The organism is Nocardia sp. CA-145437, assembly GCF_050956485.1.
Classification (GTDB): domain Bacteria; phylum Actinomycetota; class Actinomycetes; order Mycobacteriales; family Mycobacteriaceae; genus Nocardia.
Map to the genome: position 1 here is coordinate 4,438,913 of NZ_CP191204.1, position 25,298 is coordinate 4,464,210.

30 protein-coding genes are annotated in these 25,298 nt (G+C 69.0%); 12 read left to right on the forward strand and 18 right to left on the reverse strand.

Translation table 11 applies throughout. From position 1 onward, the window contains the following. Positions 1 to 29 precede the first annotated feature (29 nt). Both ACQPYY_RS20650 and ACQPYY_RS20655 read right to left on the reverse strand, forming a co-directional pair. Complete coding sequence (locus ACQPYY_RS20650) at positions 30 to 917, reverse strand: helix-turn-helix domain-containing protein (RefSeq protein WP_357084772.1); 888 nt, start codon at positions 915 to 917, stop codon at positions 30 to 32. A gap of 86 nt (positions 918 to 1,003) precedes the next feature. Beyond that, positions 1,004 to 1,234 (reverse strand): DUF397 domain-containing protein, encoded by a 231-nt coding sequence (locus ACQPYY_RS20655; protein ID WP_379104222.1) that lies wholly within the window; start codon positions 1,232 to 1,234, stop codon positions 1,004 to 1,006. A gap of 386 nt (positions 1,235 to 1,620) precedes the next feature. Between ACQPYY_RS20655 and ACQPYY_RS20660 the strand changes: the two genes are divergently transcribed. Together ACQPYY_RS20660 and ACQPYY_RS20665 are read left to right on the forward strand one after the other, a co-directional pair. After that, positions 1,621 to 1,812 (forward strand): hypothetical protein, encoded by a 192-nt coding sequence (locus ACQPYY_RS20660; RefSeq protein WP_379104224.1) that lies wholly within the window; start codon positions 1,621 to 1,623, stop codon positions 1,810 to 1,812. A gap of 133 nt (positions 1,813 to 1,945) precedes the next feature. Next, positions 1,946 to 2,239: a hypothetical protein gene (locus tag ACQPYY_RS20665; protein ID WP_357278156.1), complete on the forward strand. Its 294-nt coding sequence runs from the start codon at positions 1,946 to 1,948 to the stop codon at positions 2,237 to 2,239. 81 nt (positions 2,240 to 2,320) lie between these two features. On the opposite strand, the gene ACQPYY_RS20670 is transcribed toward ACQPYY_RS20665, so the two are convergent. Continuing rightward, complete coding sequence (locus tag ACQPYY_RS20670; RefSeq protein WP_433590619.1) at positions 2,321 to 3,097, reverse strand: GntR family transcriptional regulator; 777 nt, start codon at positions 3,095 to 3,097, stop codon at positions 2,321 to 2,323. 174 nt (positions 3,098 to 3,271) lie between these two features. Here ACQPYY_RS20670 and ACQPYY_RS20675 point away from each other — a divergent pair, with 174 nt between their 5' ends. Further along, positions 3,272 to 5,278, forward strand: a complete 2,007-nt coding sequence (locus ACQPYY_RS20675; protein ID WP_433590620.1) for an APC family permease — start codon at positions 3,272 to 3,274, stop codon at positions 5,276 to 5,278. A gap of 36 nt (positions 5,279 to 5,314) precedes the next feature. Here ACQPYY_RS20675 and ACQPYY_RS20680 read toward each other — a convergent pair whose 3' ends face one another. Next, positions 5,315 to 5,674: a winged helix-turn-helix transcriptional regulator gene (locus ACQPYY_RS20680; RefSeq protein WP_433590621.1), complete on the reverse strand. Its 360-nt coding sequence runs from the start codon at positions 5,672 to 5,674 to the stop codon at positions 5,315 to 5,317. Positions 5,675 to 5,733: 59 nt separating this feature from the next. On the opposite strand from ACQPYY_RS20680, the gene ACQPYY_RS20685 reads away from it, so the two are divergent. Further along, positions 5,734 to 6,504, forward strand: coding sequence for an SDR family oxidoreductase (locus tag ACQPYY_RS20685; protein WP_433590622.1), 771 nt, complete (start codon positions 5,734 to 5,736; stop codon positions 6,502 to 6,504). A 306-nt stretch (positions 6,505 to 6,810) separates the two neighbouring features. Here the strand turns inward: ACQPYY_RS20685 and ACQPYY_RS20690 are convergent, their stop codons facing one another. Next, positions 6,811 to 7,470, reverse strand: coding sequence for a LysE family translocator (locus ACQPYY_RS20690; RefSeq protein WP_433590623.1), 660 nt, complete (start codon positions 7,468 to 7,470; stop codon positions 6,811 to 6,813). A 170-nt stretch (positions 7,471 to 7,640) separates the two neighbouring features. Between ACQPYY_RS20690 and ACQPYY_RS20695 the strand changes: the two genes are divergently transcribed. Continuing rightward, positions 7,641 to 7,991 (forward strand): hypothetical protein, encoded by a 351-nt coding sequence (locus ACQPYY_RS20695; RefSeq protein ID WP_379104236.1) that lies wholly within the window; start codon positions 7,641 to 7,643, stop codon positions 7,989 to 7,991. 4 nt (positions 7,992 to 7,995) lie between these two features. Here ACQPYY_RS20695 and ACQPYY_RS20700 read toward each other — a convergent pair whose 3' ends face one another. Together ACQPYY_RS20700 and ACQPYY_RS20705 are read right to left on the reverse strand one after the other, a co-directional pair. Then, positions 7,996 to 9,312 carry an oxygenase MpaB family protein gene (locus tag ACQPYY_RS20700; protein WP_433590624.1) on the reverse strand — a complete coding sequence of 439 codons (1,317 nt, stop codon included), beginning with the start codon at positions 9,310 to 9,312 and terminating at the stop codon, positions 7,996 to 7,998. 4 nt (positions 9,313 to 9,316) lie between these two features. Then, positions 9,317 to 10,348, reverse strand: a complete 1,032-nt coding sequence (locus tag ACQPYY_RS20705; RefSeq protein WP_433590625.1) for an oxygenase MpaB family protein — start codon at positions 10,346 to 10,348, stop codon at positions 9,317 to 9,319. Between the two features lie 66 nt (positions 10,349 to 10,414). On the opposite strand from ACQPYY_RS20705, the gene ACQPYY_RS20710 reads away from it, so the two are divergent. Beyond that, positions 10,415 to 11,074, forward strand: coding sequence for a TetR/AcrR family transcriptional regulator (locus ACQPYY_RS20710; RefSeq protein WP_379104242.1), 660 nt, complete (start codon positions 10,415 to 10,417; stop codon positions 11,072 to 11,074). Between the two features lie 12 nt (positions 11,075 to 11,086). On the opposite strand, the gene ACQPYY_RS20715 is transcribed toward ACQPYY_RS20710, so the two are convergent. From ACQPYY_RS20715 to ACQPYY_RS20735, 5 genes are all read right to left on the reverse strand, one after another. Continuing rightward, the gene (locus ACQPYY_RS20715; protein WP_433590626.1) at positions 11,087 to 12,478 is read right to left on the reverse strand and encodes a hydroxysqualene dehydroxylase; all 1,392 of its coding nucleotides are present in this window, start codon (positions 12,476 to 12,478) and stop codon (positions 11,087 to 11,089) included. A 165-nt stretch (positions 12,479 to 12,643) separates the two neighbouring features. Further along, on the reverse strand, positions 12,644 to 14,050 hold the full coding sequence (locus ACQPYY_RS20720) for an amino acid permease (RefSeq protein WP_433590627.1): 1,407 nt from the start codon (positions 14,048 to 14,050) through the stop codon (positions 12,644 to 12,646). Positions 14,051 to 14,303: 253 nt separating this feature from the next. Continuing rightward, positions 14,304 to 14,747 (reverse strand): pyridoxamine 5'-phosphate oxidase family protein, encoded by a 444-nt coding sequence (locus tag ACQPYY_RS20725; protein WP_379104248.1) that lies wholly within the window; start codon positions 14,745 to 14,747, stop codon positions 14,304 to 14,306. A gap of 71 nt (positions 14,748 to 14,818) precedes the next feature. After that, complete coding sequence (gene ligD / locus ACQPYY_RS20730; protein WP_433590628.1) at positions 14,819 to 15,790, reverse strand: non-homologous end-joining DNA ligase; 972 nt, start codon at positions 15,788 to 15,790, stop codon at positions 14,819 to 14,821. Positions 15,791 to 15,923: 133 nt separating this feature from the next. After that, entirely contained in the window at positions 15,924 to 16,409 is a 486-nt protein-coding gene (locus tag ACQPYY_RS20735) for a PaaI family thioesterase (protein WP_433590629.1), read from the reverse strand. Between the two features lie 63 nt (positions 16,410 to 16,472). On the opposite strand from ACQPYY_RS20735, the gene ACQPYY_RS20740 reads away from it, so the two are divergent. Next, positions 16,473 to 17,804 carry a PLP-dependent aminotransferase family protein gene (locus tag ACQPYY_RS20740; protein ID WP_433590630.1) on the forward strand — a complete coding sequence of 444 codons (1,332 nt, stop codon included), beginning with the start codon at positions 16,473 to 16,475 and terminating at the stop codon, positions 17,802 to 17,804. Positions 17,805 to 18,006: 202 nt separating this feature from the next. Here ACQPYY_RS20740 and ACQPYY_RS20745 read toward each other — a convergent pair whose 3' ends face one another. After that, entirely contained in the window at positions 18,007 to 18,588 is a 582-nt protein-coding gene (locus tag ACQPYY_RS20745; protein WP_433590631.1) for a TetR/AcrR family transcriptional regulator, read from the reverse strand. A 54-nt stretch (positions 18,589 to 18,642) separates the two neighbouring features. On the opposite strand from ACQPYY_RS20745, the gene ACQPYY_RS20750 reads away from it, so the two are divergent. After that, positions 18,643 to 19,662, forward strand: a complete 1,020-nt coding sequence (locus tag ACQPYY_RS20750) for a zinc-dependent alcohol dehydrogenase (protein ID WP_433590632.1) — start codon at positions 18,643 to 18,645, stop codon at positions 19,660 to 19,662. 15 nt (positions 19,663 to 19,677) lie between these two features. Here the strand turns inward: ACQPYY_RS20750 and ACQPYY_RS20755 are convergent, their stop codons facing one another. Beyond that, positions 19,678 to 19,869, reverse strand: a complete 192-nt coding sequence (locus ACQPYY_RS20755) for a hypothetical protein (RefSeq protein ID WP_379104260.1) — start codon at positions 19,867 to 19,869, stop codon at positions 19,678 to 19,680. A 134-nt stretch (positions 19,870 to 20,003) separates the two neighbouring features. Here ACQPYY_RS20755 and ACQPYY_RS20760 point away from each other — a divergent pair, with 134 nt between their 5' ends. The 3 genes from ACQPYY_RS20760 to ACQPYY_RS20770 all read left to right on the forward strand — a co-directional run bounded on the left by ACQPYY_RS20760 (position 20,004) and on the right by ACQPYY_RS20770 (position 21,667). Beyond that, a complete protein-coding gene (locus ACQPYY_RS20760; RefSeq protein ID WP_433590633.1) occupies positions 20,004 to 20,477 on the forward strand; it encodes a hypothetical protein in 474 nt (157 codons plus the stop codon). Positions 20,478 to 20,488: 11 nt separating this feature from the next. Continuing rightward, positions 20,489 to 20,641: a hypothetical protein gene (locus ACQPYY_RS20765; RefSeq protein ID WP_357277651.1), complete on the forward strand. Its 153-nt coding sequence runs from the start codon at positions 20,489 to 20,491 to the stop codon at positions 20,639 to 20,641. Positions 20,642 to 20,749: 108 nt separating this feature from the next. Then, on the forward strand, positions 20,750 to 21,667 hold the full coding sequence (locus ACQPYY_RS20770; RefSeq protein ID WP_379104264.1) for a 2-hydroxyacid dehydrogenase: 918 nt from the start codon (positions 20,750 to 20,752) through the stop codon (positions 21,665 to 21,667). 48 nt (positions 21,668 to 21,715) lie between these two features. On the opposite strand, the gene ACQPYY_RS20775 is transcribed toward ACQPYY_RS20770, so the two are convergent. Beyond that, positions 21,716 to 22,384 carry an Rv1733c family protein gene (locus ACQPYY_RS20775; protein ID WP_433590634.1) on the reverse strand — a complete coding sequence of 223 codons (669 nt, stop codon included), beginning with the start codon at positions 22,382 to 22,384 and terminating at the stop codon, positions 21,716 to 21,718. A gap of 164 nt (positions 22,385 to 22,548) precedes the next feature. On the opposite strand from ACQPYY_RS20775, the gene ACQPYY_RS20780 reads away from it, so the two are divergent. Then, positions 22,549 to 23,727, forward strand: a complete 1,179-nt coding sequence (locus ACQPYY_RS20780) for an MFS transporter (protein ID WP_433590635.1) — start codon at positions 22,549 to 22,551, stop codon at positions 23,725 to 23,727. Between the two features lie 17 nt (positions 23,728 to 23,744). Here ACQPYY_RS20780 and ACQPYY_RS20785 read toward each other — a convergent pair whose 3' ends face one another. From ACQPYY_RS20785 to ACQPYY_RS20795, 3 genes are all read right to left on the reverse strand, one after another. Beyond that, complete coding sequence (locus tag ACQPYY_RS20785) at positions 23,745 to 24,038, reverse strand: DUF1330 domain-containing protein (RefSeq protein ID WP_433590636.1); 294 nt, start codon at positions 24,036 to 24,038, stop codon at positions 23,745 to 23,747. Positions 24,039 to 24,120: 82 nt separating this feature from the next. After that, on the reverse strand, positions 24,121 to 24,687 hold the full coding sequence (locus ACQPYY_RS20790) for a type 1 glutamine amidotransferase domain-containing protein (RefSeq protein ID WP_433590637.1): 567 nt from the start codon (positions 24,685 to 24,687) through the stop codon (positions 24,121 to 24,123). A 113-nt stretch (positions 24,688 to 24,800) separates the two neighbouring features. Continuing rightward, entirely contained in the window at positions 24,801 to 25,208 is a 408-nt protein-coding gene (locus tag ACQPYY_RS20795) for an STAS domain-containing protein (RefSeq protein WP_433590638.1), read from the reverse strand. Positions 25,209 to 25,298 lie beyond the last annotated feature (90 nt).

A 25,298-nucleotide genomic window follows, 5' to 3' on the forward strand; every position in this document is an offset into this window, starting at 1 on the left:
GCGCGGGTCCTCACGGCCCCGCGCGGCGCTCAGTCGAGCTTCTCGGCAATCTTCGCCAGCTCTTTGCGTGAACGCTCCGGCGGCTCCGCCTGCACGCTCAGCTGATCCATCACCTGCCGGTACAGCTCGAGGTCCTCCCGGCGATCCAGATACAGCGCGCTGGTGAGCTGCTCCAGATACACGATGTCGGGCAGTTCGGCCTCGGCGAAGCGGAGCATGGTGAACGAGCTTCCCGCAGCCGCGTGGCCACCCGCCCCGTACGGCAGGAACTGGATGGTGACGTTCGGGCGCTTGGAGATCTCGATGAGGTACTCGATCTGACCGCGCAGGACGCCCGGCCCGCCCACGGGACGGTGCAGGACCGCCTCGTCGAGCACGGCCCAGAAGCTGGGCGCGCCATCGCGGGTGAGTAGCTCCTGCCGACGCCGGCGCAGCGAGACGCGGCGCTCCCCATCCACATCGTGCCCGAGGGCAACGACCGAGCGAGCGTAGTCGGGGGTCTGCAGCAGACCCGGAACCAGCTGTCCCTCGTAGGTGCGAATGGATTTCGCCGCGTGCTCGAGCCCCAGATAGGTTTCGAACCAGGAAGGCAGCAGATCGCTGTAGCGGTGCCACCAGCCCGGTTGATTCGCCTTGCGCACCAGATCCAGGAACTGCTCGCGCTCACCGGGATCGTCAACGCCGTACAGCGTCAACAGATCCCGGATATCGCGCTCCTTGAATCCGGTGCGCCCGAGTTCCAGGCGACTGATCTTGGCGTGGGACCCGCGGATGTGTTCACCCGCGGCCTCCCGCGTGATTTTGTTGAACTCCCGCAGCTTTCGTAGCTGGCTGCCCACCGCGATTCGCAGTGCGGTCGGGCCGCGTTCGGCGACAGCGGAATCCGCCTGCAGGTGGGCAAGGGGTTCTGCGATCATGAGGTCCACTCCGATGCTCGGGTTTGCCGGCAGTGGACTCACAACGGCTAGTCGCGAACCACCGCGCCGATTGCCAATGCTACCGCTCAGCGCGCGAGGTCGTCGAACTCTCCACTCTTCGCGCCTTGCAGGAAGGCATCGATCTCCGGGCGCGTGTACACGATCAGCGAGCCTTCGGGGTCGCGCGAGTTGCGCACCGCGACCTGCCCGTCGGCGAGCGGGGCGAGTTCCACGCAGTTTCCACTGGGATTGCTGAAGGTGCTCTTGCGCCACAAGAGATTCGAGCGATCGATCGAGGTTGCCGAGATGTCCGTCATTTCAGACTCCTTGCCAGTACCGCCCGCAGACGGTGGTCCCAGTACTTGCAATTGTTCGATCAGATGTACTTACAGTTGCAACCGCAAGCACGACGATAGCACGCAGGTAGCCCATGATCGATGGCCTCGAGGCGGCACATCCTTTGCAACGCAACAGATTTGATCTTGGAAACCCATGTCCAAGAGCGAAGTTGCGAAGAGGGGCAGGAGAATTCGGGTCAGTTCGTCCCGTTCGCCCGATTGCTCCGGGACCCTTTGCCCGAAAGGTCACGTGACGCCGGAATCTCTCCTCGACACCCGTGACGAGCGTGCAGATGTGCTTGCATCTGCATGATCCGAACTTCTAAACTCGGTGCACCAATCCCCCACTCGGCCAGAGGCATCCCATGACGCAGATGCTCGTCCGTCCCACCGATACCGCCGCCCGCGGCGACCAATCCGGTGACTGCGAGGCGGAACCACGCACCCTCACCTACCGCCAGGCCCGCGCCCTGCTCCGCGCGCACGACCAGCACTTCGCCTGCCGGCAGTATCTGGCGGCCATAGCGTACCTGTCCGCCGACAACGACGTGGACTGACCGTACCGGGCGCGCGCACTATTGCGTTCGCGTCGATGCCCGATGACGAACAAGAGCGCGACTTTCCTTGCGTGACAGTGGGTCCGGCGAGTACCCCGGAGGGTGAATTGCCCCCACGTGGAAGAGCGCCGAGATGTTTCTTATTGCCGCCCACGAGCTGCTGACCCAGATTCAGCACGCGCAGATCGTCGATCCCACCCCCGAGACCCCGCCCGCGGCCGACAAGCTGATGCGGCTGGTCCGGTATTTCACCTGGTTCGTGCTGCTTTCCGGAGTCCTCGCCATCACCTACGCGGGCGGTCGCTTCGCGTGGGAAAAGTGGAGCGGCAGCGGTTTACAGTCGCCCAAACAGGTGGCCGGGGCGCTCGTCGGCGGCATTGTGGCGACGAGCGCGGGCACCATCATGAACGCGGTAATCGGTCAATAGCTCCCAATTCGGGCGCTGGAAATCGCCGAAAATTCTGCCAAGAGGGGTTGTCTGGGACGAGACCGACCCGTCGGCTGGAACTCACGCGGTCGCGGCCACCACACCGGCGGCGCCGGAGCCGGCCGCACCGACCAGTTCCTCGAAGCGCACCACCACTTTCCGGTGGTACATGCCGAACAGATCCTCGAACAGCGCGAGCTGCGCCTGACTCGGACCGGCGTCGGATTCCCACACCGCCACCAGCGCCCGCCACACCAGCACGTGCAGATCCGGGGAGACCGCGAAGTACGCCTCGACCGCCGCCGGCACCTCGAGCACCATCTCGCCGATCGAGTTGAGCACCGCGCGCTGTACCGAGAGCCCGAGTGCGGTGAGCATCCGGCGCAGCAGCCCGAGTTCGATGCTCAGCATCCGATACGGGTCCGGGTCCGCGCCGCGCGCAAGGGTTTCCAGCTCATCGATCGCGGCCTTGAGTTCGGCCGGATCGAGCGGGCGCTCGCTGCCGGTGTAGGCGAGCAGCGCCTCGAGTGCGATCCCGCGTTCCTCGTCGACGATATTGCCGAACATCTCCGCGGCGATCTCCGGTTCCGGCATGGACAGCCGGAACAGCCGCCCGTACACGTCCACGCCGCCCTCGGCGCGCACATCGCGGATCACGAATCCCTTGCCGCGGTGGGCGTCCACGAAGCCGTAGGATTCCAGCCGGCCCAGAATCAATTGCGCTGTCGCACGATTGAGGTCGAACTCCTCGGCGACCTGGCGGACGGACGGCATCAGACCACCGGGCTCGTACTCCCCGGATGCCACGCGGCGCGCCAATTCGTCGGCAACGTCGGCGACGACCGTCCGGTCTCCCATCGTGTCACCTCTCCAAAACCCTCGATTACGTCCCAGACAGTCTAGGTGGTTGTTCGATCAACCGCACAAGTCTTCGAATCCGCAGGCAGCGGGGCCGGGCAGTCCGGTATCTTTACGAATTCTCTACGGCATGGGGCTCCGATTATCCCGGTTTTCAGACCTAGGCTGCGGAGCGTGGTTTCACCGATCGACGTAGCCAAACGACTCGTGCTCGGACGGCCGTTTCGCAGTGATCGGCTCGGCGAGACCCTGCTGCCCAAGCGGCTCGCGCTGCCGATCTTCGCCAGCGACCCGCTGTCCTCGGTCGCCTACGCCACCCAGGAGATCCTGCTCATCCTGACCCTGGGCGGGCTGGCCTACCTGCACTTGACACCGGTGGTCGCGGCGGGCGTGGTGGTGCTGCTGGCCGTCGTGGCGCTGTCGTATCGGCAGGTGGTGCAGGCATATCCTTCCGGTGGCGGCTCCTATGAGGTGGTGGCCGAGAACCTCGGCGCGCTGCCCGGCCTGGTGGTGGCGGCCGCGCTGCTGGTCGACTACGTGATGACCGTGGCGGTGTCGGTGTCGGCCGGCGTGGACAACATCATCTCGGCGGTGCCCGACCTGAACGCCTACCGGGTGATCATCGACCTGGGGTTCATCGTCTTCCTGACCGCCATGAACCTGCGCGGTGTGCGAGAGTCCGGCCGCGCCTTCGCGATTCCCACCTACGGGTTCGTCCTCGGGGTGTTCGCGCTCATCGTGGTCGGGCTGGGGCAGACCCTGCTCGGGCACACCCCGGTCGCCGAGAGCGCCCACTACGAGATCCACGCCGAGCAGGTGGGCCTGTCCACCGCCGGGGTCGCCTTCCTGCTGCTGCGGGCCTTCTCCTCCGGCTGCACCGCGCTCACCGGCGCGGAGGCCATCTCCAATGGAGTGCCCGCCTTCCGCAAGCCCAAGGCGCTCAATGCCGCGCGCACCATGACCGCCATGGGCGTCATCGCCATAGCCATGTTCTCCGGGGTGACCGCGCTGGCCATGATCACCAAGACCCGGGTCACCGAGAACACCTGCGACATCATCGGATTCGCCGGGGACTGTCACAACGACGCGCAGAAGACCGTCATCGCGCAGATCTCGGCGGCCGTGTTCGGCGGCCACTCGCTCGCCTTCTACTACCTGATGGTCACCACGGCGCTGATCCTGATCCTCGCCGCCAACACCGCCTACAACGGCTTCCCGCTGCTGAATTCGATTCTCGCGCAACACCGCTACATGCCGCGCCAGCTGCACACCCGCGGCGACCGGCTGGCCTTCTCCAACGGCATCATCCTGCTGGCGGTGGCGGCGGGGACGCTCATCTACGCCTTCGACGGGTCCACCACCCGGCTCATCCAGCTCTACATCATGGGCGTGTTCACCTCGTTCACGCTGTGCCAGACCGGCATGGTGCGGCACTGGAACCGGGAGCTGCGGACCGCGCAGAGCTCGGGCGAGCGGCTGCGAATCCACCGGGCGCGCTTCATCAATGCCTTCGGCGCCTGCTTCACCGGTGTGGTGCTGCTGGTCGTGATGATCACCAAGTTCACCCACGGCGCGTATCTGGTGGTCATCGCCATGCCGATCCTGGTGGCCATCATGTGGCTGATCCACCGGCACTACACGTCGGTGCGGGGCGAACTGGCCATCGATCCGGCCGAGCTGGAGATGCTGCCGGGGCGGGTGCACGCGCTGGTGCTGGTGTCGGGCTGGCACAAGGCGACCCAGCGGGCGGTGCAGTTCGCGCGCGCCACCCGGCCGGACACGCTGATGGCGGTGACGGTCAATGTGGACGACAGCGATACCCGCGACCTGGCCCGGGATTGGGAGAGCTTCGGGGTCGGCATCCCGCTCAAGGTCATCGAATCGCCGTACCGGGAGATCACCCGGCCGGTGCTCGACGAGATCAAGCGGCAGCGCAAATCCCGCCCCCGAGACGTGGTGAGCGTGTTCATCCCCGAGTACGTGGTGGGCCGCTGGTGGGAGAACCTGCTGCACAACCAGAGTTCACTGCGGCTCAAGGCACGGCTGCTGTTCGAGCCGGGGGTGATGGTGACGAGCGTGCCCTGGCAGCTGCATTCGTCGCGCTTCCGCGCCACCCCGCGCGAGGAGCACACACCGGGTGAGATCCGGCGCGGCATCACAAGGTCGGGCGACCGGGCCTGATCGTCCGGCGCCACCGGCCCCCTGTGTGCGGCGCCCCTATCCGCCGTCGGTGTCGCGAGCGCCCTCGAGGTTGCCGGCCCACCGCTCCGACCACTCCCACACGCCTTCCAGCGCGCGGCCCAACTCCGTACCGGCGGTGGTCAACTCGTAGGACTTGTCGGGGCGCTTGAGCACGACCCCGGCGTCGGCGAGCCGCTGCAGGCGCACCGACAGCATGCTCGACGAGCAATTGCCCATGCGGCGGCGCAGTTCCAGAAAGCCCAGTGCGCCCGGCTCCAGTTCCCAGATCACGCGCAGGATCCAGCGCTGGCCGAGCAGGTCCATGGCGGCCAGGAGCGGGGCGGCCGAGTCGTCGGCGCGGCTGTTGGCGGGCGGTGGCTGACTTGCGCTTCTCATTTCGAAGTACCAATGTAGTGCTTCTGAATTAGAAGCACTCTGGTGGATGGAGGTCGCGCATGACTACGACGACAGGGACCGGACGGCGCATCGTGCTGGTCACCGGGTCCTCCCGCGGGATCGGCGCGGAGACCGCGCGGGTGCTGGCGGGCCGGGGCGACCACGTGGTCGTGAACTACCGGGAGAAGCGCAAGCGCGCCGAGACGCTGGCCGCCGAGATCGCCGCCGCGGGTGGCAGCGCCTCGGTGGCGGGCGCGGATATCGCGGATCCCGAGAGCGCGCGGGCGCTCGTCGAGGGCGTGGTCGCGGAGTTCGGCCGCCTGGATGTGCTGGTGCTCAACGCCTCCGGCGGCCTGGAGCGCGATGCCGCGCCCGACTACGCCATGCTGCTCAACCGCGACGCCCAGACCGGGCTGGCCGCGCTCGCGCTGCCGCATCTGCCCGCGGGCGGCCGGATCGTGTTCGTCACCAGCCACCAGGCCCACTTCTCCCCCACCCGCCAGGCCCCGCCCGGCTACGAGCAGATCGCCGCGAGCAAGCGGGCCGGTGAGGACGCGCTGCGTGCCATGGCCGGCGAATTCGCCGACCGCGGAATCGGTTTCACCGTGGTGTCCGGCGACATGATCGACGGCACCATCATCGTGCGCCTGCTCGAACGCCGCGACCCCGACGCGGTCACCGAACGCCGCGACCAGGGCGATCTGCCGACGGTCGAGGAATTCGCCACCGCGGTCGCCGACGCCACCACCCTCGACGCGCCACTGGGCCACACGGTCTACGTCGGCGGCCGGGACTTCCTGTCGACCGCACCCGCCGCCTCCCACGGCTGACCCGCGCGCAGCGGCCACGGCCACAATCGCGGCGCACCATCGATACTCCGGGTGGCCGCGTGCCGCGCCCACCTCAACGGCCCGCCGGTCGCACGATGGTGCGAGTCCGGGAGGCATGCGTCCCGACAGCCTGCGCCTGTTCGCCCAACGCCCCGCCATCCACGACGAACACATCCTCACCGCCATCATCGACGCCACCGCCACCCACGACCTCGCCCGGGGCCGGAAACGCGCGCGGGGCACGGGGGTTTGCCGGGACGCGGGCCCGTCCAGGCGCGAGCCGGGTCGGGGGTGGGCAGGGTCAGCTCAGCGGGCGTCAGCGGCCAGGCCGAGTCCGAGCGCGACGAGGATCGCGGCCAGGGTGCGTTCGATGCGGTGGCGAATGCCGGTGCGGCGCAGCCAGGTTCCGGCGCGGTCGGCGGCCAGGACGACGCCGACGCACCACGAGGTGTCGATGACCAGTTGGATGGCGGCCAGGATGAACACCGTCGGCAGCACCGGGCCGCTGCCGGGCAGGAACTGCGGCAGGATCGTCAGGCCGAAGACCGCGGCCTTGGGGTTGGCCGCGATGGAGATCAGCGAGGCGCGGAAGGCGGCCGCGGGCGTGCGGCCGCCCGGGAGCGCCGCGGTCAATGCCGCGCCGAAGGCGTCGTCGGCGCGGGCCCCGCGGTCGCCGCGGGTGCCGCGCCAGGCCTGGATGCCCAGCCAGATCAGCACGAGCGCGCCGATCAGATGGATGCCCATGTTCAGGACCTGGTTGGCCACCAGCAGTGCCGACAGTCCCGCGCCGCCGGCGACCGTCCACCCGAAGATGCCGATCTCGTTGCCCACCACGGCCGCCAGCCCCGCGGCGCGGCCGTCGCGCACCGACCGCTGCAGGAACAGCGCGGTGGCCGGTCCGGGCAGCGCGGCCAGGATGAGCGAGGCGAGGGCGAAGGCGGGCAGCACCTGAATCCAGTGGGGCATGCCTCGATGCTGACATACCACCCCATGGCGTCGGCCAGCGGTTTTCGCCAGTCGGTCCGGAATCCGTGGTAGCGAAATCGACTGGTCGGGCGTGCCGGGCTGCGGTCGCGGGGACGATCATGGTGGTATCCAGCGCGGAACGGGTAACGCCGGGGTGAGGAGGTGCGGCGATGGTCAACGATGTGGAGAAGCGGTGGAACGATCCGGAGATGCTGCGGCACGCGACCCGCTACGTGGTGAGCGTGCTGGGGATCGCCGTGACGGGCGGCGTGATCGTGCTGGTGTGGGCCTCGGCCCGGGATCGGTGCCTGAACGCGGGGTCGGTGCTGTGCGACGGCACCTCGAAGGTGGTCGTGGGCCTGGTGCCGGGCGGGGTTCTGCTCGCCGGCGGCATTCTCGCGCTGGTGCTCGCGTACCGGGCGTGGCGGGCCGGGCGGGCGTGGCCGATCTGGCAGGGCGTGGGCTGGTTCCTGTTCACGCTGATGGTCGTCTATCTGGGCATCGTCGGCTCCCAGGGCTGACCGATCAGACCGGGCAGCGCGCGGTGTCGGCGGTGCTGTCGTGGTGGTCGAACGGGGTGCCGTGGATTCCGGCACGGGCGGCGAGGTAGCGCGCGACTCTGGTGTTGCGGTCCCACATGGGGTCGATGTGGCGGGCGCGGCGGATCATGCGGGCGCGGGCGCCCGGCAGCCGGTCGTCGAGGGCACGAAGTCGAACCTGCGTGGTGGCGGCGAAGGCGGTGAGCTGCGAGAACGGTTGCAGCGGGACCGAATTCAACGGTGTGTCCGCGAGCAGGGCCCGGACCAGGGGCGCGCCGCTGTAGTAGGCCAGAGCACCCAGCAGCGGTGCGGTGGCGGCGATTTGGAGGCGACCGGTCGGTGTGGCGGTGGTGAAGCGCCGGGTCGCGGCACCGGCCATTTCGGCGGTCCATTGCGGAGCCACGCCCGCGGTGGCGACCATGAAGTCGGCCTGTTCCATCCCTTCGGCCGCCGTGCGCGGGATGAGTTCGTCGGCCACGCCGAAGACATGCGCGATATAGGCCCAGTAATGCATGACCGCGTCGAGCTGCCGGGTGGTGCTGCGCCGCCCGTGCGCATGGTCGAAGCAGATCGGTGACAGGCCGAAGGTGACGGCCGCGCCCATGGTGGTGGCGTTGGAGATGGGATTGCCGTGTTCGGCGAAATGCTCATCGCCCCAGGCTCGCCGGAGCATGGCTCGCACCTGGGCGTGCATGAGCCGGACCCGCACGGTGTCGTGGAAGATCGGGTTGCGACGATCCAGGGCTCCGGGTGCGGTGACGCTGCGAAACCAGACCGAGGATTCCAGGCCCCGCCGGTACGGGTCCCGGACGAACCGTCCCGTCCGACCGACGGCAGAGGCGACTTCCGCGCCGACGAAGGTTCCCATGAAGTCCTGGACGCCCATGGCCATCTTGCCCGCGAGCGACACGTTGATCCACAGCCGGCGGCCGTATTCCCACAGATCGGGGTCGTACCAGCCGGGCGGATCGTCCAACAGCGCGAACAGATTCACGAGTTCCGGCAGCGGGTCGTCGAGGCTGTCGATCCCATGTGTGAGGGCCTGGTTCAGCATGCGGCGACCGCCCGCGGATCCGAGGCGGCCGAACGCGGCGACGAGCGCGTCCATCGGTTCGTCGCCCTGCCACAGGTGATCGGCCATGAGCCGGGTGCGTGGCGTCTCGACGGGTTCGCGGCGCACGTCGATCCACGCGCCCAGCATGGCTTTCCGCGGTTCGAACCACAGGTCCGACGGCACGGCCCGCGGCGGCGCCGGGCGCAGCGGCATCCCCGGCCGGTAGGGGTAGTCGTACGGGTGTGCCATGGCGTCACAACCCTGTCAGCTGACGGAATCTGGTGATCGGGTCCGAGCCGCGATCGGCGTGGACCGGGCAGTAGTGCTTGCCCTCGGCGCGGTGTCCGGCGGCGGGCCACAGCGTTTCGGGTGCTTCGGGAGGTGCCAGCGAGGCCGGGCGTCTCCCGGCGGCTCGGCGGCGGGCGGCGTGGATGCGAGGGAAGCAGTACTTGACCCCGTCGGGTGTCACCCGGTTCATGGCCGACAGCGTCCGGCAGAGCCGGTCGAACCGCCGCTGGTCGCGGTCGGTCCAGGTGAAGCCCATGGTGCGGCGGATCTCCGGATCGCACAGCCCGATCGTCACGAACCGATAGAAGTGCCCGCCCGCGGGCCGGACGAGGCGTTCCCACACTGGCTTCGGCAGCCGCCCCACCAGCGGGAACGGCGGTACGGGCACGGTGTCGACGAGGTGGAAGACATCGCGAGCGGCCTTGGTCGGTTCCAGGGTGTCGCGGCACAAGTCGGCCCAATAGCGTTGGAAGTCGGGCCAGCTCGTCGGCACCACCCGCATGCTCATGCCGTACAGCTCGTACCAGCGATAGTGCTCGCGCCAGAGTTGCTCCCGCTCGGCCCCGCTCAGCCCGCCCATGAAAAGGTCGGCGGCCCGCAGGTTCTGGACGAAGAACACCGCGTGCGCCCAATAGAAGGTGCCCGGGTCCAGCGCGTGGTACCGGCGGCCCTGTCCGTCGACGCCTTTGATGTCACGGTGATAGCCGACGATCTCCCGCGCGGTCCGCTCGGCGCGCTCGCCGTCGAACACCACCCCGTAGATCGGGTACAACGACCGCAGAATCCGTTGATAGAACTCGTCGTGGATCTCCGAATGGAATTCGACCCCCGCCCCGAGTCCCGGGTGCATGTTCTGCACCATCCCGACGAACAGCGCACTGGGCAGGAAGTACAGCGACCCGAAGGTCTTCCAGGTCAGCGAGTCCGGTCCGAGCGGCCCCGCGGGCTCGCGGATCTCCCGCGGACCTTGGTCCGGCACCGCGTTCTGTGACACCATGTCCCCACGCTGACACGACTTTTCGCTCGTCTTCAATTCGCATTTCCGGATCTCGCCCGAATCGCCATGACATCGAAACGCCGCACCCCGAAATCCCCGGTGCCGCCGCCGCGCCGGACCCCGCAACAGGATCGTTCGCGCGCCATGGTGGCCCGCATCGTCGACGCGGGCCAGCGGGTGCTGATCACCCACGGCTACGACGGCGCGTCGACCAATCGCATTGCGGCGGCGGCGGATATCAGTCCGGGCTCGCTGTATCAGTACTTCCCGAACAAGGACGCGATCGTGGCCGCGGTCATCGAGCGCTACACCGCCGAGGTGGCCGAGCGGGTCCGCGCGCGGGTGCTGTCGAATATCGGCCGTCCACCGGAAGTGTCGGTGCCGGAGACGATCTCGTACCTCATGGATGCCCTCGGCAATGACCGGGAACTGTTGCGGGCCGTGGTGGAGCAGACGCCGCGGCTGTCGGCCGCGGGCCCGGTGGTGGCGTTCGAGCAGCAGATCGGCGAGCTGGCCCGGGTCGCGCTGTCCATGCGGCAGTATCCGATTCCGGCCGAGGTGGATGCCGACGCGGCGGCCTGGATGCTGGTGCGCACGGTCGAGCATCTGACCATCCGCTATCTGCTGGACGGCCCGCCCATCCCGCGCGAGCGCTTTCTCGCCGACATCACCCGGCTGATCCTCAACTACTTCCGCGAGCCCGTGTCGCGAGCCGAACGCGAGTGATGGTTCGCCGCCTCAGCGGCGCATGACCTTCCGCCGGTTCTGGGTGCGGACGGCGGGGAGGGTCAGCAGCAGGTCGACGGCCCTGGCCGCGCTCTGCGCCGCGCTCTCCATCGTGGCCGACCAGTCGGTTCGGGTCCAATCCCCCGCCAGCACCAGCGTGGGCACCGAGGTGGCCTGGTCCGGCCGCAGCCCGTCGGTGCCGACCACCTGCGAGAAGGTGGCCCGCGGCATCGGAACCACCTGCGCGTGCAGCACTTCGGCTTCTTCGGCGGCCGGGTAGTAGCGCCGCAGCAGCGCCATCTGCTCGTCGACCACCTCATGGTGCGGTTTGTGAATCTGCTCGTACGCGCCGCTGGTGGTCAGGCAGTACAGCCAGCCGTTCAGCGTCCCGCGCCCGTGCATGCGCTGCCGGTCGAAGACCTCGTCGATGACGCCGGTCCCGCCGATGAGGGCCTCCATGGCGGCCTTGGTGCCGAGCGGGCGGTCCAGGTACAGGTTGGTGCTGACGATCGGGGTGTAGCCGAGTTTGTCGGCGGCCGAATAGATGCGGTCGTGCTCGGGCAGCTCGTCGAGCAGTCCGCCGATGTAGGAGTTGGGGACCGCGCACACCACCGCGTCAGCGGGTTGCACCTGGCCCCCGGCCAATTCGACGCCGGTGACCGCGCCGTCGGTGATGTGGATGCGGCGCGCCACGGCCCGGTATTTCACGTCCACCCCGTGCCGGTCGAAGACCCGCTGCGCGCCGGAGACCAACAGGGTGTCCAGGTCGGTGGTCGGGTAGCCGATGGTGACCGGCCGCATCCGCTTGACGCCCACGCGGATTCCGGTGGCCAGCACGTCGGCGAACACCTTGGCCGATTCCTGCCGCACCGGTTCGGCGGCGATGCCGAGGGCCAGCCAGTCCCACAGCGCCTCGCGGGCGGTGTCGGGCATGCCGAGGCGGCGGAACCACTGGTCGGTGGTGAGGTCGGCCAGATCCCCGGGCTGGCGCAGACTCTGCCAGCCCATCTTGACGGTGGCGGCGGCCGCGCGCACCCGGTCGGCGGCGCTCGCGTCGGGGTGGGCGCCGAGCAGGGCGCGCACGGCGGGGAATCCGGTGGTGCCCATGATCGCGGTGCGCCCGCCGGGCCAGCGCAGCACGCCCTGCTGCGGGAAGCTCACGTACTGCCGGGTGCCGACGCTGGTCAGGTACCGGAACAGATGCTCGTACCCGCTGGCGATCACGTGCTGGCCGTTGTCGGGAATGTCGCGCAGCGGGGCGACTTCCAGCGAGTGCGTGCGCCCGCCGAGCCGTCCGCGGCGTTCCAGGAGCGTGACCTGTTTCCCGGCTTCGGCGAGCCAGACCGCGGAGGCCAGTCCGGCCAGCCCCCCGCCGATGACAACGTAGCGTCGCGGATCGTTCATGTTCACCCCTGGAACTAGCCTGCACCAAGCAAGCTACGCCCGCCGTGCGCTGCGCATGCCCGGATTTCGTTACCTCGCACGGGGAATGAGCCCCGGGGCGAAACGACGCCGCCCGCCCGGCCACCGGTGGGTGGCGGGGGGGCGGCGTCTCGGACCGGTCCGGAGTTAATGGTGGACAGCGTTTTCCGCGGATTTGCGGGACATGAACGGGTAGGCCGCGCACACCAGCAGACCCCACACCGCGCCGACCACGAGCGCGCTGCGGCCGTCCTCGGTGAAGAACAGCAGCACCACGACCAGCGCGAGGAACGCCAGCGCCAGCGCCGTGGTGATCGGGGCTCCCGGCAGCCGGTAGTCACTGCCCGGCAGCACGCCCCGCTGGACGCGGACCCGGTAGATCAGGTGGCAGACCAGGATGATGCCCCAGACGAAGATGATGCCCATGGTGGACACCGAGGTGATGTAGCCGAACGCCTTGTCCGGCGAGAAGTAGTTCACCGCGACACCGATCACCATGACCGCCGCCGAGACCGCGATTCCCGCCGCGGGGACCGACCGGCCGCTCAGGTTCGCCAGCGCGGGCGGCGCTTCCTGACGCTGCGACAGGCTGCGCAGCATGCGCCCGGTCGAGTAGATGCCCGAGTTGCACGACGACAGCGCCGCGGTGAGCAGCACGAAGTTGATGATCCCGGCCGCGCCCGGGATGCCGATCTGCTCGAAGACCTCCACGAACGGGCTGCGGCCCGCGTGGAAGGTGCGCCAGCTCGACACCGACATGATGACCACGAGCGCGCCGACGTAGAACAGGCCGATCCGCAACGGCAGCGAGTTGATGGCCTTGCGCAGGGTCCGCTTGGGGTCGCGCGCCTCACCGGCGGTCACGCCCACCAGCTCCACGCCGACATAGGCGAAGACCACGATCTGCAGGGCCAGCAGCGCCTGCCCGAAACCGTTGGGGAATACGCCGCCGTCGTTCCACAGGTTGGTGACGGTCGGGTTGGTGGCGTGGCCGAAGTGGAAGATCAGCACGCCCAGGCCGAGCACGATCATGGTGACGATGGCGGTCACCTTGATGGTGGAGAACCAGAACTCTCCCTCGCCGAACAGTCGCACCGACACCAGGTTGGCGACGAACATGATGCCCAGCACGACCAGCGCGGTCACCCACTGCGGGATGTCGAACCAGTACTGCACGTATTTGCCGGCCACCGTGATCTCGGCCATACAGGTGGCCACCCAGACCGCCCAGTAGGTCCAGCCGGTGGCGAATCCCGCGAAGCGGCCCAGGAATTCGTGCGCGTACTCGGCGAAACTGCCCGCGACCGGGCGGTAGGTGAGCAGTTCGCCCAGCGCCCGCATGATCACGAAGATGGCCAGACCGGCGGCCAGGTAGCAGAGGATGAGCGCCGGACCGGCCTTCTGGATCGCGCCACCCGCGCCGTAGAACAGGCCGGTGCCGATCGCGCCGCCGATGGCGATCATCTGGATGGTGCGCGGTGAGAGGCCGCGCGAATATCCCTCGTCCGTGGGTGCGGCGCCGGTGTCCGGTAGCTGCCGTTCCGAGGCTGTCAAATGGTGTTCCTTCCGCGTGCCGGCGGCCGGAACCCCCCTGTTCGCACCTGCGAGACACCGGCCGCGTCGAGCGTGCCGACGAATTGCGGCGCTCGATCCAACGGCGTGTCACGCTACCGGAGTGGTCCGCGGCTCACAGTCACCACGGCGCGCGGTGTCGGGTCGGCGCGGTGCGCGGTGTCGGGTCGGCGCGGTGCGCGGTGTCGGGTCGGCGCGGTGCGCGGTGGTCCAGAGTGACGCGTGGTGTCTCGGGTCAGCGCGGCGAGGGGCGCTGGGTCTGGGTCCAGTCGCCCTCGTCGATCAGCTCCAGACCGGTGACGATCTCGGCCTCGATGCGGATGACGTGGTCCATCGGCATATTGATCCACGGGTCCAGCAGCGTCTCGTAGCGCTGCACCTGTTCGGGATCCATGACCACCCGCGCCACCCCGGTGACGATCACGCTCCAGCCCTGCCGGGTGTGCTCGTCGAACGAGTCGGCCTCGTACGCCACCACCTGGCCGTCACCGCGCAGCAGGCTGGCGCCCAGGTGCGCGCGCACCACGACGACATCCTCCTCGACGATGTGGTTGACCGGCCGGATGATCGGAAGTCCCCGGCGCGAGTAGACGATTCGCCCGTATTGCGCGCCCGCCAGTCGTTTCAGTGAATCGGCAGCCGAAAGCTCGCGTAGCTTCCGTGCCCCTACGCCGCCCATCCCTCCGATTGTGGTCGATCGGCACCGATAACGCCAATTGCCTTGCCCCATCGCGAGGTTCGCACGCGGCCTCAGCGCACTGGCGGGACCGAGACCAGGGCGGGCGGTTTGTCGGTGCGCAACCCCTTCCAGCTGGGCATGCGCAGGCGCTCGCCGGAGTATTCGCGATATTCGACGTCGGCGACGAGGATCGGATCCACCCAGTGCCAGCCCGCCCCTGCCGCTTCCGGTGGCGGCGGGTCGAAAGGGGCTGCGGAGACGGTGATCCCGTCGAGTGCGCCGCGCAGGACGCGGCGGGCGGCCTGGGTGAAGCCGGTGCCGACATTGCCGAGGTAGACGAGCCGACCGGTCTCGTCGTGCGCGCCCATGATCAGCGACCCGAACGTGGTCCCGAACGCGCCCGCGCCCGGCGTCCACCCGGCCACCACGACCTCGGTGTTCTGCCGCAACGGCGTCTTGATCCAGGCCGGGGACCGGCGGCCGGGCAGGTACACCGAGTCGGTCCGTTTGGACACCACACCCTCGATCCGATGTTCCCGCGCCACCTCCAGCAACTGTGCCGCATCCACGTCCAGCCAGTGCGGCGGCGCCGACAGCGGTTCGTTCAGCGGCAGCCCGGCCAGCCGCTCACGGCGCTGGAGGTAGGTCTCGCCGGTGACGTCGAGGTCGTCCACACGAAGTACGTCGAAGACGAAGAACCGCACCGGGACCTCGCCGATCAGCTGCTCTCCCGGCCGCACCACGTGCATCCGCCGCTGCAACCGCCCGAACGAGGGCGCTCCATCGCGGTCCGGCGCCACGATCTCGCCGTCCAAGATCAGAGATCCCTTGCCGGGCAACTCTTTCAGCGCAGTGATGATCTCCGGATAGGCCGCGCTGACGTCATTGCCGTTGCGGCTGAGCAGGGTGCATTCCCCGGCCTCGCGGATCGCGATGGTGCGGACTCCGTCCCACTTCATCTCCACCGCCCACCCGGGCCCGCCCGGCGGCGGCCCCCCGGTCGCCAGCATGGGCGACGGGCCGCGGCGGACCGAGGCGGCCACGCGGGCGCTATCCGCGCCGATATCCGGGCGAACGGGACATGCCCGGGAGTTTGCTATCGAGTTGCCTTCCCGCCGCCGTGGCACGCCGGGGACGCCCGGTTCGTTACCCGCCCACTCGGCCACCCTGATTCCGTCACCGCCCCCGCGAGCGCTCACCGGAGAGGGTCGTCACGATGCTGGTGACGGTGGCGACCGGTTTGCCGTCACCGCGGGTGATATCGCACCGGTAGTGCGTGATGGTGCGGCCCGAATGCGTCGGGTATGCGTGTGCGCGAAGGGTGTCGCGCCAGACCGGGCGCAGGAAGACCGCCCGCAGATCGACGCTCGTGAACGATTCGCCGGGACCGACCACCGTGGAGTGCGCGGTGCCGATGGCCGCGTCGGCCAGTTCGGTGAGCAGCCCGCCGTGCACCGTGCCCTGCTGGTTGCCGTGCACCGCGGGATCGGTATCGATCTCGACGACCGCCCGGCCCAGGACGACCGCGGCCAGGCGGATCCCCAGGGTGCGGGAAATCGCTGTCGGATACCGGAACTGGCAGGTCTGGCCCTCCGCCAGGGTTCCGGCCAGCTGGGCGTGCAGGTAGTCCAGGACCGGCAGTTCGGTCGGCGAGATCGTCATGGACGTGACGGTAGGACCGGTCATGTAGGACGATCAAGAAATTGTCCTAGGTACAGTCGGGTGATGCGCACGTATCAGGAGGTCGCGGCCGAACTCGCGGCGCAGATCCGCGCGGGACGCTGGGCCCCGGGGCAACGGCTGCCGACACATCGGGAGCTCGCGGCCGGGCACGGTATCGCGGTGGCCACCGCGACCCGGGTATTCGCCGAGCTCAAGCGTGTCGGCCTGGTCGTCGGCGAGCCAGGCCGGGGCAGTTTCGTGCGGGACCGATCGGTGCGGCTGGCGTCGGCCGAATACGGGGCGGGCGCGGACACGGTGTGGGCGGATCTGGCCTTCACGCAACCGATGTCGCCGCGCCGCGCGGAACTGCTGCGCACCGCACTGCGCGACCTCGCCGGCGGCGGCGACCTGGACGCTCTGCTGCGCCAACAGCCGCCGGGCGGGCGGCCACACGACCGCGCGATAGTCAGCGAGTTCCTGGATCGACGCGGAATCGCCGCCGACCCCGCGCGCGTCGTGCTCACCCACGGGGCGCAGCACGGATTGGATCTCGTTGTCCGCGCGCTGTTCTCACCCGGAGACGTGGTCGCGGCGGACGAGCTCACCTATCCCGGGTTCAAGCTGCTCGCCCATGCCCACGGAGTCGATGTCGCGCCGATCCCGGCCGCCGCCGACGGCCCGGACCTGGACGCCCTCGACCGGCTGTGCGCGCGACGACCGGTGCGCGCCGTCTACGCCATGCCGACCCTGCACAATCCGCTCGGGTGGGTCCTCGACCGCGCGCGGCGCGAGCGCCTCGTTTCGATTGCGCGGCACCACGATCTGTTCCTGATCGAGGATGCGGCCTACGCCTTCCTCGCCGACCCCGCACCCGCGCCACTGGTCACCCTGGCTCCCGAGCGCACGTTCTGGATCTCGAGTCTGTCCAAGAGCGCCGCGGCCGGTCTGCGGTTCGGCATACTGGTCATCCCGCCGCGCGCCGAACCCGCGCTCGGACGATTGCTCCGCGCGACCATGGCGAGCCCGCCGGGCCTGGTAACGGCCGTGGCGGTGCGCTGGATCGGCGACGGCACGGTCGACGCCCTGGAACACGCGAGCCGCCGCGCGGCCGGAGACCACCAGCAGGTGCTGCGCCGGGAACTGGGCGACCTCCGGCCGATCGCCCATCCATGCTCGTTCTTCGCCTGGCTCCCCATCGACCCCGACCAGCGCATGGACCGCATCGCGGCCGAACTGTCGCGCCGCGGCGTCCGGGTCTGCACCGGCGACGTCTTCGCCGTCACCCAGCACGTCCCGCACGGTCTGCGCATCGCCCTGGGATCGCCCGCGCTGGAAGACCTTCCGCTCGTTCTCGCCGAATTGCGGGATGTCCTCGACTCGGTGCCACCCGGCTGAGGGTGCGCCGGGCATCGATCGGCAAGCGAGGCTCTCGATCCGGCTCGCGGTGTGGTCCGCCGCCACTCCCCGACGCCGAATGAAGATGAGCCGGTCCGGTCGCGCTGGAATGCGCAGCCGGGCACACGCTTCTCCCGCCGTCCACCGCTCCCCGGGCCCGGCACCAGTTTTGCGGTATCCCGGTGAGTCCGCGCGCAGGTCGTCAGCCCCCGCCGATTCCGGCCTCCCGCAGCGAAGCACGGATCAGCCGGGCCAACTGTGCCGCGACGATATCGAGAGGTTCGTCCGATCGGCGCACCCGGGCCAGCAGGGTCGCGCCCTCGTAGGCCGCGACCACCGTCACCGCCAAACCCGCCGCGTCCGCCTCGGGCAATCCCAGATCCGCCAGAAGTGAGGCGAATCCGCGTTCCATGGCGTCGAAGGCCGACGCGCAGGCGGCGCGGACGGTATCCACGTCGCCGCCCCCGTCCAGCGCCGGGGTGCCGACCGGGCAGCCATCAGTCCAGTCCGAGTCGGCGAGTTTCGCGGCCATGAAACCGAACAGCGTTGTGGTCGTAACGAATACGTCGTCCGGCGCCTGCCGGATCATCCGACCGACGAGGTTCCCGGTCCCCGCGATCGCCGCGACCGCGATCTCCTCCTTCCCACCGGGAAAATGGTGATAGATCGAGCCGTAGGGCAGACCGGCGGCGCCACTGAGCGCCTTGAGCCCGAATCCGTGATACCCGTGCCGGGCCAGCAACTCCGCCGCGGCCACCACGATCCGCCGCTTGGAATCCGACATCCTGCCCTCCGCACACCCTTGACTAGAAAGAACGTTCTAGCGAAACTCTAGTCCATGCGGAGATTGATGCTGGACGGTCCCGGACGCCTGCGCTGGGAAGACTGCCCCGAACCGACGCTCGACCATCCGGATCAGGCACTGGTCCGGCCGGTGGCGCTGGCGACCTGCGACCTCGATCCGGCCGTGCTGCGCGGTGGATTCCCGCTGCCCGGTCCGTTCCCTTTCGGCCACGAAGGTGTCGCCGAGGTCGTGGCGGTCGGAGAGGACGTCCGCACGGTCGCGGTCGGCGACCGGGTCGTGGTGCCGTTCCAAATTTCCTGTGGCACTTGCGAACCGTGCCGACGCGGGCGGACCGGCAACTGCGCGAGCCACCCGATGATGTCGACCTTCGGTCTCGGCGCGATGGGTGGGTTGAACTGGGGCGGCCTCTGGGCGGACCTCGCCGTGGTTCCGCATGCCGACGCCATGCTCGTTCCGCTCCCCGACGGCATCGACCCGGCCGCGGTGGCCAGCGCCAGCGACAATATTCCCGACGCGTATCGCACTGTGGGACCGCGGCTCTCGGCCGAGCCGGGGGCGGAGGTGCTGGTGCTCGGCGGCCCCGCGGCGGCGTCGATCGGCCTCTACGCAGCCGGATTGGCGGTCGCGTTGGGCTCGTCGCGGGTCGTCTATGTCGACACCGAACCCGAACGGCTGGAGATCGCAACGCGATTCGGCGCCGAAGCCGTCGAGGCCGGCCCCGACGCGCGAGTCGGGCGATTCCCCGTCACCGTAGAGGCGTGTGGCGGCGCCACCGCGCTGCGCGCCGCGATCAACGCCACCGCCCCGGACGGCACCTGCACCAGCGTCAGCGTGCAACGCGAAGACGTCGAGCTGCCGCTGCTCGCGATGTACTCGCGCTGCTGCACCTTCCACACCGGCCGCGCCCACGCCCGCCCGGCCATTCCGGCCGTTCTCGACCTGGTCGTCACCGGCAGGTTCGATCCCTCGATCGTCACCACTCGCAGTGCGGAGTGGGAGGAGTCCATCGACGCGCTGCTCGAGACACCGATGAAACTGGTGGTCACCCGCTGACGGCGGGGCCGGGCGCTATTTGGCCGAGAAGCCCTGGCCTCGGATGGTGTCGAGGACCTCGCCGTAGGTGAGTGAGGAGGTGACCGTGATGGTCTCGGCCGCGCGATCGACGGTGACCGCGCTGGTGGAGTCCATGCCGCGCAGGGCGCGTTCGGCGAGGGTCGCCTCGGAGGCGAAGTGCGGCATTTCGTAGGTGTAGGTCGACATCGGTTCGCTCCCGTTCATAGTGCGTGAGTTCGCATTCCGGGCATAGCCACGAATTCGGCGGACAAACAGGGGGACTCGCCGGACAACCTGCCGAATCGGGGTTTGGCCTGCGCGGCAGCGGGCATTGCCCCGATATGTTCACAATCATCGGGCTCATCGCTCTGCTGGGTGCTGTGACCGTGGGTGTGGCCGGGGTCGCGGCCAACAGCGGTGACTCACACGCACTTCCCAACGGCTTCACTGTATTCGATCACACCTATCACGGCTCGAGCGGACTGTTGTTCGCGTACGGGATGGTGATCGGCGCGGCCGGCGCGGCCGGAACGATCCTGCTGCTGGCCGGAATCTGGACCACCTCGCGGCGCGGCCAGGTGGCGCGGCGCGAGCTGCGTCAGTCGCGACGGGAAATGGCCGCCGCGCGAAAGGAACTCACGAAACCGGTACCCACCTCCAAGCCCGCGGGTAACGTGGAGCCACCTCGGAAGCCGGTGGTTCCCCTGGCCAAGATGGCGCCGAAACGTGCCCTCTCGAAGCCGAACTGGTCGGTCAACCGTTTCCTCGGTCGCCCGAGCGGGTCCCCCGCCCCGAAAGAATCCGCCGCCCAATAGGAACCCTCCGAATGTTCGTCGTGCTCGGCCTGGCGCTGCTCGACGCCGGCTGGCTGCTCGCCACCCCGGCCCTGTCCTCGCTCGGAATCATCGCCATGGCCGTCGCCCTGATCCAGTGGCTGATGGGTGCGCCCGCCCGCTGGCTCGCGCACCCGCGCTATTGACTCGCGCACCCGGGTCATCGACTCGCGCACCTGTGTCATCGACCGGACACCGAGGTCCGGTGCCACCACGCCGACCGGGATCCCACCCGGTCGGCTAGCGTCGGTTTCATGACGGTGACGGTGCTGGTGCCCGACGAACACGGCTTCGCGGCGGTTTCCCGGCTGCCCGGGGCGCGGCCGCTGCGCTACACGCTCGGCGAGCCGCTCCCCGCCGGGGCGGACGAGGCGGAGGTGTTCGTGCCCGCGTTCCTGGCCAGCCGCCCCGAGAATCTCGAACTGGCCCAGGCGCTGCCCAAACTGCGCTTGGTGCAACTGCTCACGGCGGGCGCGGAAACCTGGGTCGGACGGCTGCCCGAGCATGTCATGATCTCCACCGGTCGCGGCGCGCACGGGGCCAGCACGGCGGAGTGGGCGATCACCGGATTGCTCACCGTCTACCGGGAATTCACCGAATTCGCGCTCGCCCAGCGTGAACACCGCTGGACCCAGCACCGCACGGATACCTTGCACGGCAAGCGCGTCCTGATCGTCGGCGCGGGCGACCTCGGCACCGAGATGCAGCGCATGCTGCTGCCTTTCGGCACAACGGTCGAACTGGTCGGTACCCGAGCCCGCGCCGGCGTCCACGGCGTCGACGAACTTCCCGCCCTGCTCCCGCATTTCGACGCGGTCATCCTCATGGTTCCGGTCACCACCGACACCATCGGTATGGTCGACGCCGCCTTCCTGTCCCGGATGGCCGACCGCGCCATCCTGGTCAATGCCGCCCGCGGCCCCGTGGTCCGCACCGACGACCTGCTCGCCGAACTGCAATCCGGCCGCCTGCGCGCCATTCTCGACGTCACCGATCCCGAACCGCTGCCCGCCGACCACCCGCTGTGGGACGCACCGGGCCTGCTGCTCACCCCGCACGTCGGCGGCAGCAGCACAGGAAATCTGGAGCGCGGCTGGACCATCGCGACCGCCGAAATCGCGCGCTACCTCGCGGGTGAGCCGCCGGAGAATCTCGTCAGCGGCGAATACTGAAGCAGCGAATACCGTACTGGCGCAACACGAACCCGAGAGCTGTGCGGGCTACAGCGTGTCCTTGCCGATCGGCCGATTGATTCCGCGCCACTCCCGTTCCCAGCGCGCGTACCGCCGGGCATCGAGCACCGTCCCGGTGAACCACACGGTCGCCGCGGCGGCACACCAGGTTTCGACGAGTATCGCCAGCCCGGTCCCGATCCCCTCCGCGGCGGCGGACCCGGGCCGCGACGGCGCGATAGTCGGCTGCCCGTTCTTGGTCCACAATGTCACCGTGGCCCCCGCGACCTGTGGTCCCGGCACGTCCACCGTCGCGGTCGCGATCTTCCCGCCACTGTCCCACTGCACCGCCGCCTGATACCGCACCTGATGCGTCGCGTACCGATCCGAATCCGGCACCCGCACCGCGTCCGCGGTCTCCGTGGCCACCACCCGGACCTTCCCCGAGTCCTGCGCCACGATCCGGGCCTGCGCCCCCGTATAACTGACGGTCCCCACCGCCCCCGCCACCGGCACCGCCGCGGCCACCACCACCACGGCCAACGCCCGCAACACCACCTCCGCCCGATCCGACACACGCATCAACGGACTGGAGTTCCACGGGCGCACTCGCCACAGCCGCGTCGACCACGAAGGACGCATCGACACCTGGACCACCTCTCCCCACGCGCCGGCATACCGCTTACATCGGTAGCTGTACCCAGAGGGATACGCCATGAACCAACGAACGTCAAGGTCAACGCGTCGTCGTGTTCGCTGTGGCCGCGGAGAACGACGACCTGCGGTTCTCGCTGGGCGGATCGGCCTCCGGACGGGTCGCGGCAGCTATGGGGTCCGATTTCCGCCGGAAGCGTGATCGTGGTGTTTCTAGCGTCGGAGAGATGGAACTCGATGTCATTCCGTCCTCGCGGGAATGGGTGCTGCGGACACCCACGGTGTGGTTCATGGCCTTCGCGGCCGCGCTCGGGACCGCGAGCATGTATCCGCTGCACCCGGCGATAGCCGAGTTGGGCGAGTCACTGCATGCTTCGACGGCCGCCGTGGGCACGGCTTTGGCGTGCGGGCCGATCGGATATCTGGTGGGGCTGGCTGTGCTGGTGCCGCTGGTCGATCGGTACGCGGCGCGCGCGGTGGTCTCGGTTCAATTCGCCGTGCTGGCCGCGGTTCTGGCTGCCACGGCGGCAGTCGGATCGCCGTGGCTGCTGGGCTTCGCGGTGGGACTCGTCGGGGCGGGATCCTCGATCGGCGCGCAATTGAGTTCGGTCGCGGGAAGATTCGCGGCCTCGCACACGCGGGCGACCGTGCTCGGGATCGTGACGGCCGGCATTTCGGCGGGCATCCTCGCGGGCCGGATCGTCGGTGGCTGGCTGACCGATGTCATGGGGTGGCGGGGAATGCTGCTCGTGTTCGCCGCGGCGTGTGTCGGCTGTGCCATCGCCGCCCGCGTCGCCCTGCCCGCGGCGGCGGGCACCGCCACCGCAGGCTATCTCGCGACCCTGCGCGGAATGCCCGCGCTGTTCACCCGGCATCCGGCGCTGCGCCTGGCGGCGATCCGAGGCTCCCTCTGGTTCTTCGCCTTCTGCGCGATCTGGGCCGGACTCGCGGTCGCCCTGTCCCAGCCGCCGTTCTCGTATTCCCCCGAACGGATCGGCCTGTACGCCTTCGCCGGGCTGCTCGGCATCATCGCCACCCGAATCGCGGGAACCTGGACCGATCGGATCGGCGCACGCCAGGTGATTCTGCTCGGCCTGCCGCCGGCGATCGCCGGTACGGCGGTCCTCGCCGTCACCGTGTCGAACACGGCGCTGACCCTGCTGTGCCTCGGCCTGTTCGATGCCGGACTGTTCGCCGCCCAGGTTGCCAATCAGAGCACGGTCCTGGCCATCGATCCCACCAGCCCTGCCCGATTCAACAGCGCCTACATGGTCGTCTACTTCATCGGCGGCAGCCTCGGCACCGCGTTCGGCGCCGCAGCGGTCGGCTGGTTCGGCTGGACCGCCACCGCCCTGGTCGCCGCCACGGCGACCATCCTGGCCGCGATCATCACCGCCCTGACCTGACGATCAACACACGGTTGTCATCCCCGGATGGACTTCACCAGCACCACCGCCGTCTCGGCGCCCGCGCGGCGGTCTTCCGAGATCCGTTGATAGTCATCCGATTCCGCCCAGTCCCGGAACGACGCCTCATCGGGAAAGCTCATCAACACGACCTTGTCCCGATCCCACTCCCCTTCGACGACCCGCGGCGCCTCATCGGCCACCAGCAGCGTTCCCGAATAGCGTTGGAACACATCCATGAAAGCCGCCTGGTACCGGTTGTAGGCGTCGCGGTCGGTGAACTTCAACTGAGCGATGGCATAGACGGTCACCCGGCCACCGTAGCCATCCCGCCGCGCGTGGCAAAGGGGCGCGCCGGTCGCAGACCGCGGCCGCGCGCCCCGGACGCCCGGTTCAGGATGTGCGCACGCTGAATTCCGCGGCGATGGCGTCGATGAAATCGGGGAGATCACCGGGATTGCGGGAGGTGATCAGTGTCCAGCCCGCGGCGTCGCTGCGGACGACGGGCTCGTCGACCCAGGACGCGCCCGCGTTGATCAGATCGGTGCGCAGCGAGGGATACGAGGTCACCGTCTTGCCCGCCACCACCGCGGCCTCGACCAGCAGCCACGGGCCGTGGCAGATGGCCGCGATCGGGCGGCCCGCGTCGATAGCGGACCGGACGAGTTCTCGTGCCTTGGCGTCGGTTCGGAGCTTGTCGGCGTTGACGGTGCCGCCCGGGATCACCATGACGTCGAACGCGCCGGGATCCATCTCGCCGATCGACGTGTCGGGCCGCACCGGTTCGGATGGAATGAGGTCGTGCCGAAATGTCTGGACGTCGATGTTCTCGGTGGCCGCGTGGGTCACGTGTGCGCCGCGAGCGCGCAACCGATCGCGGGGAACCACCAGTTCGTCCCGCTCCACGCCGGTATTGGAGGTGACGATCAGGACGCGAACGCCTCCGAGTTCTACTGACATCGGGTTCTCCTCTCGTCGTCCGGGATTCGTACGCTGCCACGCCAACCGGCCTGGACACGATTCGCAGTACCCGCTGACGACGGCCTCAACCCTGTGCCGCAGCGGAATTCACGTTACCCAGGCCATCGTGTACACGCGGCGTCGATCGTCCGCGCGATCTCCAGCTCGGCGTCCGGGCAACAGACCTCCAGCAGCCGGTCCACGCACCGCGTTCCGGTGACCACCCGAAGGACGCGCCGGCGGCTGCGGGCGTGGTCGTCGGCATCCAGAATGGCCTGCAGCCCGGAGATGCTCAGGAAGGTCAGTCGCGACAGGTCGACCACCACGAGCCGAGTACTCGTGGAGATCGCGTAGCCGAGGTGTTCGCGGAAGTCTCCGACGTTGTAGTAGTCGATCTCGCCCGTAGCGGTCACTACCGTCGTGGTCGGTGATGGTGCGCTGTGAGTGACTCCCAGCAGCGAGTGCTGTCCACGCCGCTCGACGATCGCCGGTCCACCAGCGACGATGAATGAAGTCGGCATCAGGATCAGATCCTTGTCCGTTTCATGTGACGTGCCCCGCCCGAGGCCGTCGCATCATGAAGCACCCATGCCGCAGGGCACGGGCTGGGC

What these genes read in the sequence shown, in the direction of transcription:
- ACQPYY_RS20735 (WP_433590629.1), bottom strand. Translation starts at nt 16,409, where the DNA reads ATGACGATCTCGCCGACCGAACTGCCGGTCCTGGACTACCTGCACGCC.
- ACQPYY_RS20680 (WP_433590621.1), bottom strand. Translation starts at nt 5,674, where the DNA reads ATGAGAAGCGCAAGTCAGCCACCGCCCGCCAACAGCCGCGCCGACGAC.
- ACQPYY_RS20745 (WP_433590631.1), bottom strand. Translation starts at nt 18,588, where the DNA reads ATGTCGGATTCCAAGCGGCGGATCGTGGTGGCCGCGGCGGAGTTGCTG.
- ACQPYY_RS20790 (WP_433590637.1), bottom strand. Translation starts at nt 24,687, where the DNA reads ATGTCAGTAGAACTCGGAGGCGTTCGCGTCCTGATCGTCACCTCCAAT.
- ACQPYY_RS20665 (WP_357278156.1), top strand. Translation starts at nt 1,946, where the DNA reads ATGTTTCTTATTGCCGCCCACGAGCTGCTGACCCAGATTCAGCACGCG.
- ACQPYY_RS20695 (WP_379104236.1), top strand. Translation starts at nt 7,641, where the DNA reads ATGGTCAACGATGTGGAGAAGCGGTGGAACGATCCGGAGATGCTGCGG.
- ACQPYY_RS20780 (WP_433590635.1), top strand. Translation starts at nt 22,549, where the DNA reads ATGGAACTCGATGTCATTCCGTCCTCGCGGGAATGGGTGCTGCGGACA.
- ACQPYY_RS20660 (WP_379104224.1), top strand. Translation starts at nt 1,621, where the DNA reads ATGACGCAGATGCTCGTCCGTCCCACCGATACCGCCGCCCGCGGCGAC.
- ACQPYY_RS20750 (WP_433590632.1), top strand. Translation starts at nt 18,643, where the DNA reads ATGCGGAGATTGATGCTGGACGGTCCCGGACGCCTGCGCTGGGAAGAC.
- ACQPYY_RS20795 (WP_433590638.1), bottom strand. Translation starts at nt 25,208, where the DNA reads ATGCCGACTTCATTCATCGTCGCTGGTGGACCGGCGATCGTCGAGCGG.
- ACQPYY_RS20710 (WP_379104242.1), top strand. Translation starts at nt 10,415, where the DNA reads ATGACATCGAAACGCCGCACCCCGAAATCCCCGGTGCCGCCGCCGCGC.
- ACQPYY_RS20725 (WP_379104248.1), bottom strand. Translation starts at nt 14,747, where the DNA reads ATGGGCGGCGTAGGGGCACGGAAGCTACGCGAGCTTTCGGCTGCCGAT.
- ACQPYY_RS20700 (WP_433590624.1), bottom strand. Translation starts at nt 9,312, where the DNA reads ATGGCACACCCGTACGACTACCCCTACCGGCCGGGGATGCCGCTGCGC.
- ACQPYY_RS20670 (WP_433590619.1), bottom strand. Translation starts at nt 3,097, where the DNA reads ATGGGAGACCGGACGGTCGTCGCCGACGTTGCCGACGAATTGGCGCGC.
- ACQPYY_RS20685 (WP_433590622.1), top strand. Translation starts at nt 5,734, where the DNA reads ATGACTACGACGACAGGGACCGGACGGCGCATCGTGCTGGTCACCGGG.
- ACQPYY_RS20760 (WP_433590633.1), top strand. Translation starts at nt 20,004, where the DNA reads ATGTTCACAATCATCGGGCTCATCGCTCTGCTGGGTGCTGTGACCGTG.
- ACQPYY_RS20775 (WP_433590634.1), bottom strand. Translation starts at nt 22,384, where the DNA reads ATGGCGTATCCCTCTGGGTACAGCTACCGATGTAAGCGGTATGCCGGC.
- ACQPYY_RS20705 (WP_433590625.1), bottom strand. Translation starts at nt 10,348, where the DNA reads ATGGTGTCACAGAACGCGGTGCCGGACCAAGGTCCGCGGGAGATCCGC.
- ACQPYY_RS20740 (WP_433590630.1), top strand. Translation starts at nt 16,473, where the DNA reads ATGCGCACGTATCAGGAGGTCGCGGCCGAACTCGCGGCGCAGATCCGC.
- ACQPYY_RS20715 (WP_433590626.1), bottom strand. Translation starts at nt 12,478, where the DNA reads ATGAACGATCCGCGACGCTACGTTGTCATCGGCGGGGGGCTGGCCGGA.
- ACQPYY_RS20765 (WP_357277651.1), top strand. Translation starts at nt 20,489, where the DNA reads ATGTTCGTCGTGCTCGGCCTGGCGCTGCTCGACGCCGGCTGGCTGCTC.
- ACQPYY_RS20650 (WP_357084772.1), bottom strand. Translation starts at nt 917, where the DNA reads ATGATCGCAGAACCCCTTGCCCACCTGCAGGCGGATTCCGCTGTCGCC.
- ACQPYY_RS20755 (WP_379104260.1), bottom strand. Translation starts at nt 19,869, where the DNA reads ATGTCGACCTACACCTACGAAATGCCGCACTTCGCCTCCGAGGCGACC.
- ACQPYY_RS20690 (WP_433590623.1), bottom strand. Translation starts at nt 7,470, where the DNA reads ATGCCCCACTGGATTCAGGTGCTGCCCGCCTTCGCCCTCGCCTCGCTC.
- ACQPYY_RS20770 (WP_379104264.1), top strand. Translation starts at nt 20,750, where the DNA reads ATGACGGTGACGGTGCTGGTGCCCGACGAACACGGCTTCGCGGCGGTT.
- ACQPYY_RS20655 (WP_379104222.1), bottom strand. Translation starts at nt 1,234, where the DNA reads ATGACGGACATCTCGGCAACCTCGATCGATCGCTCGAATCTCTTGTGG.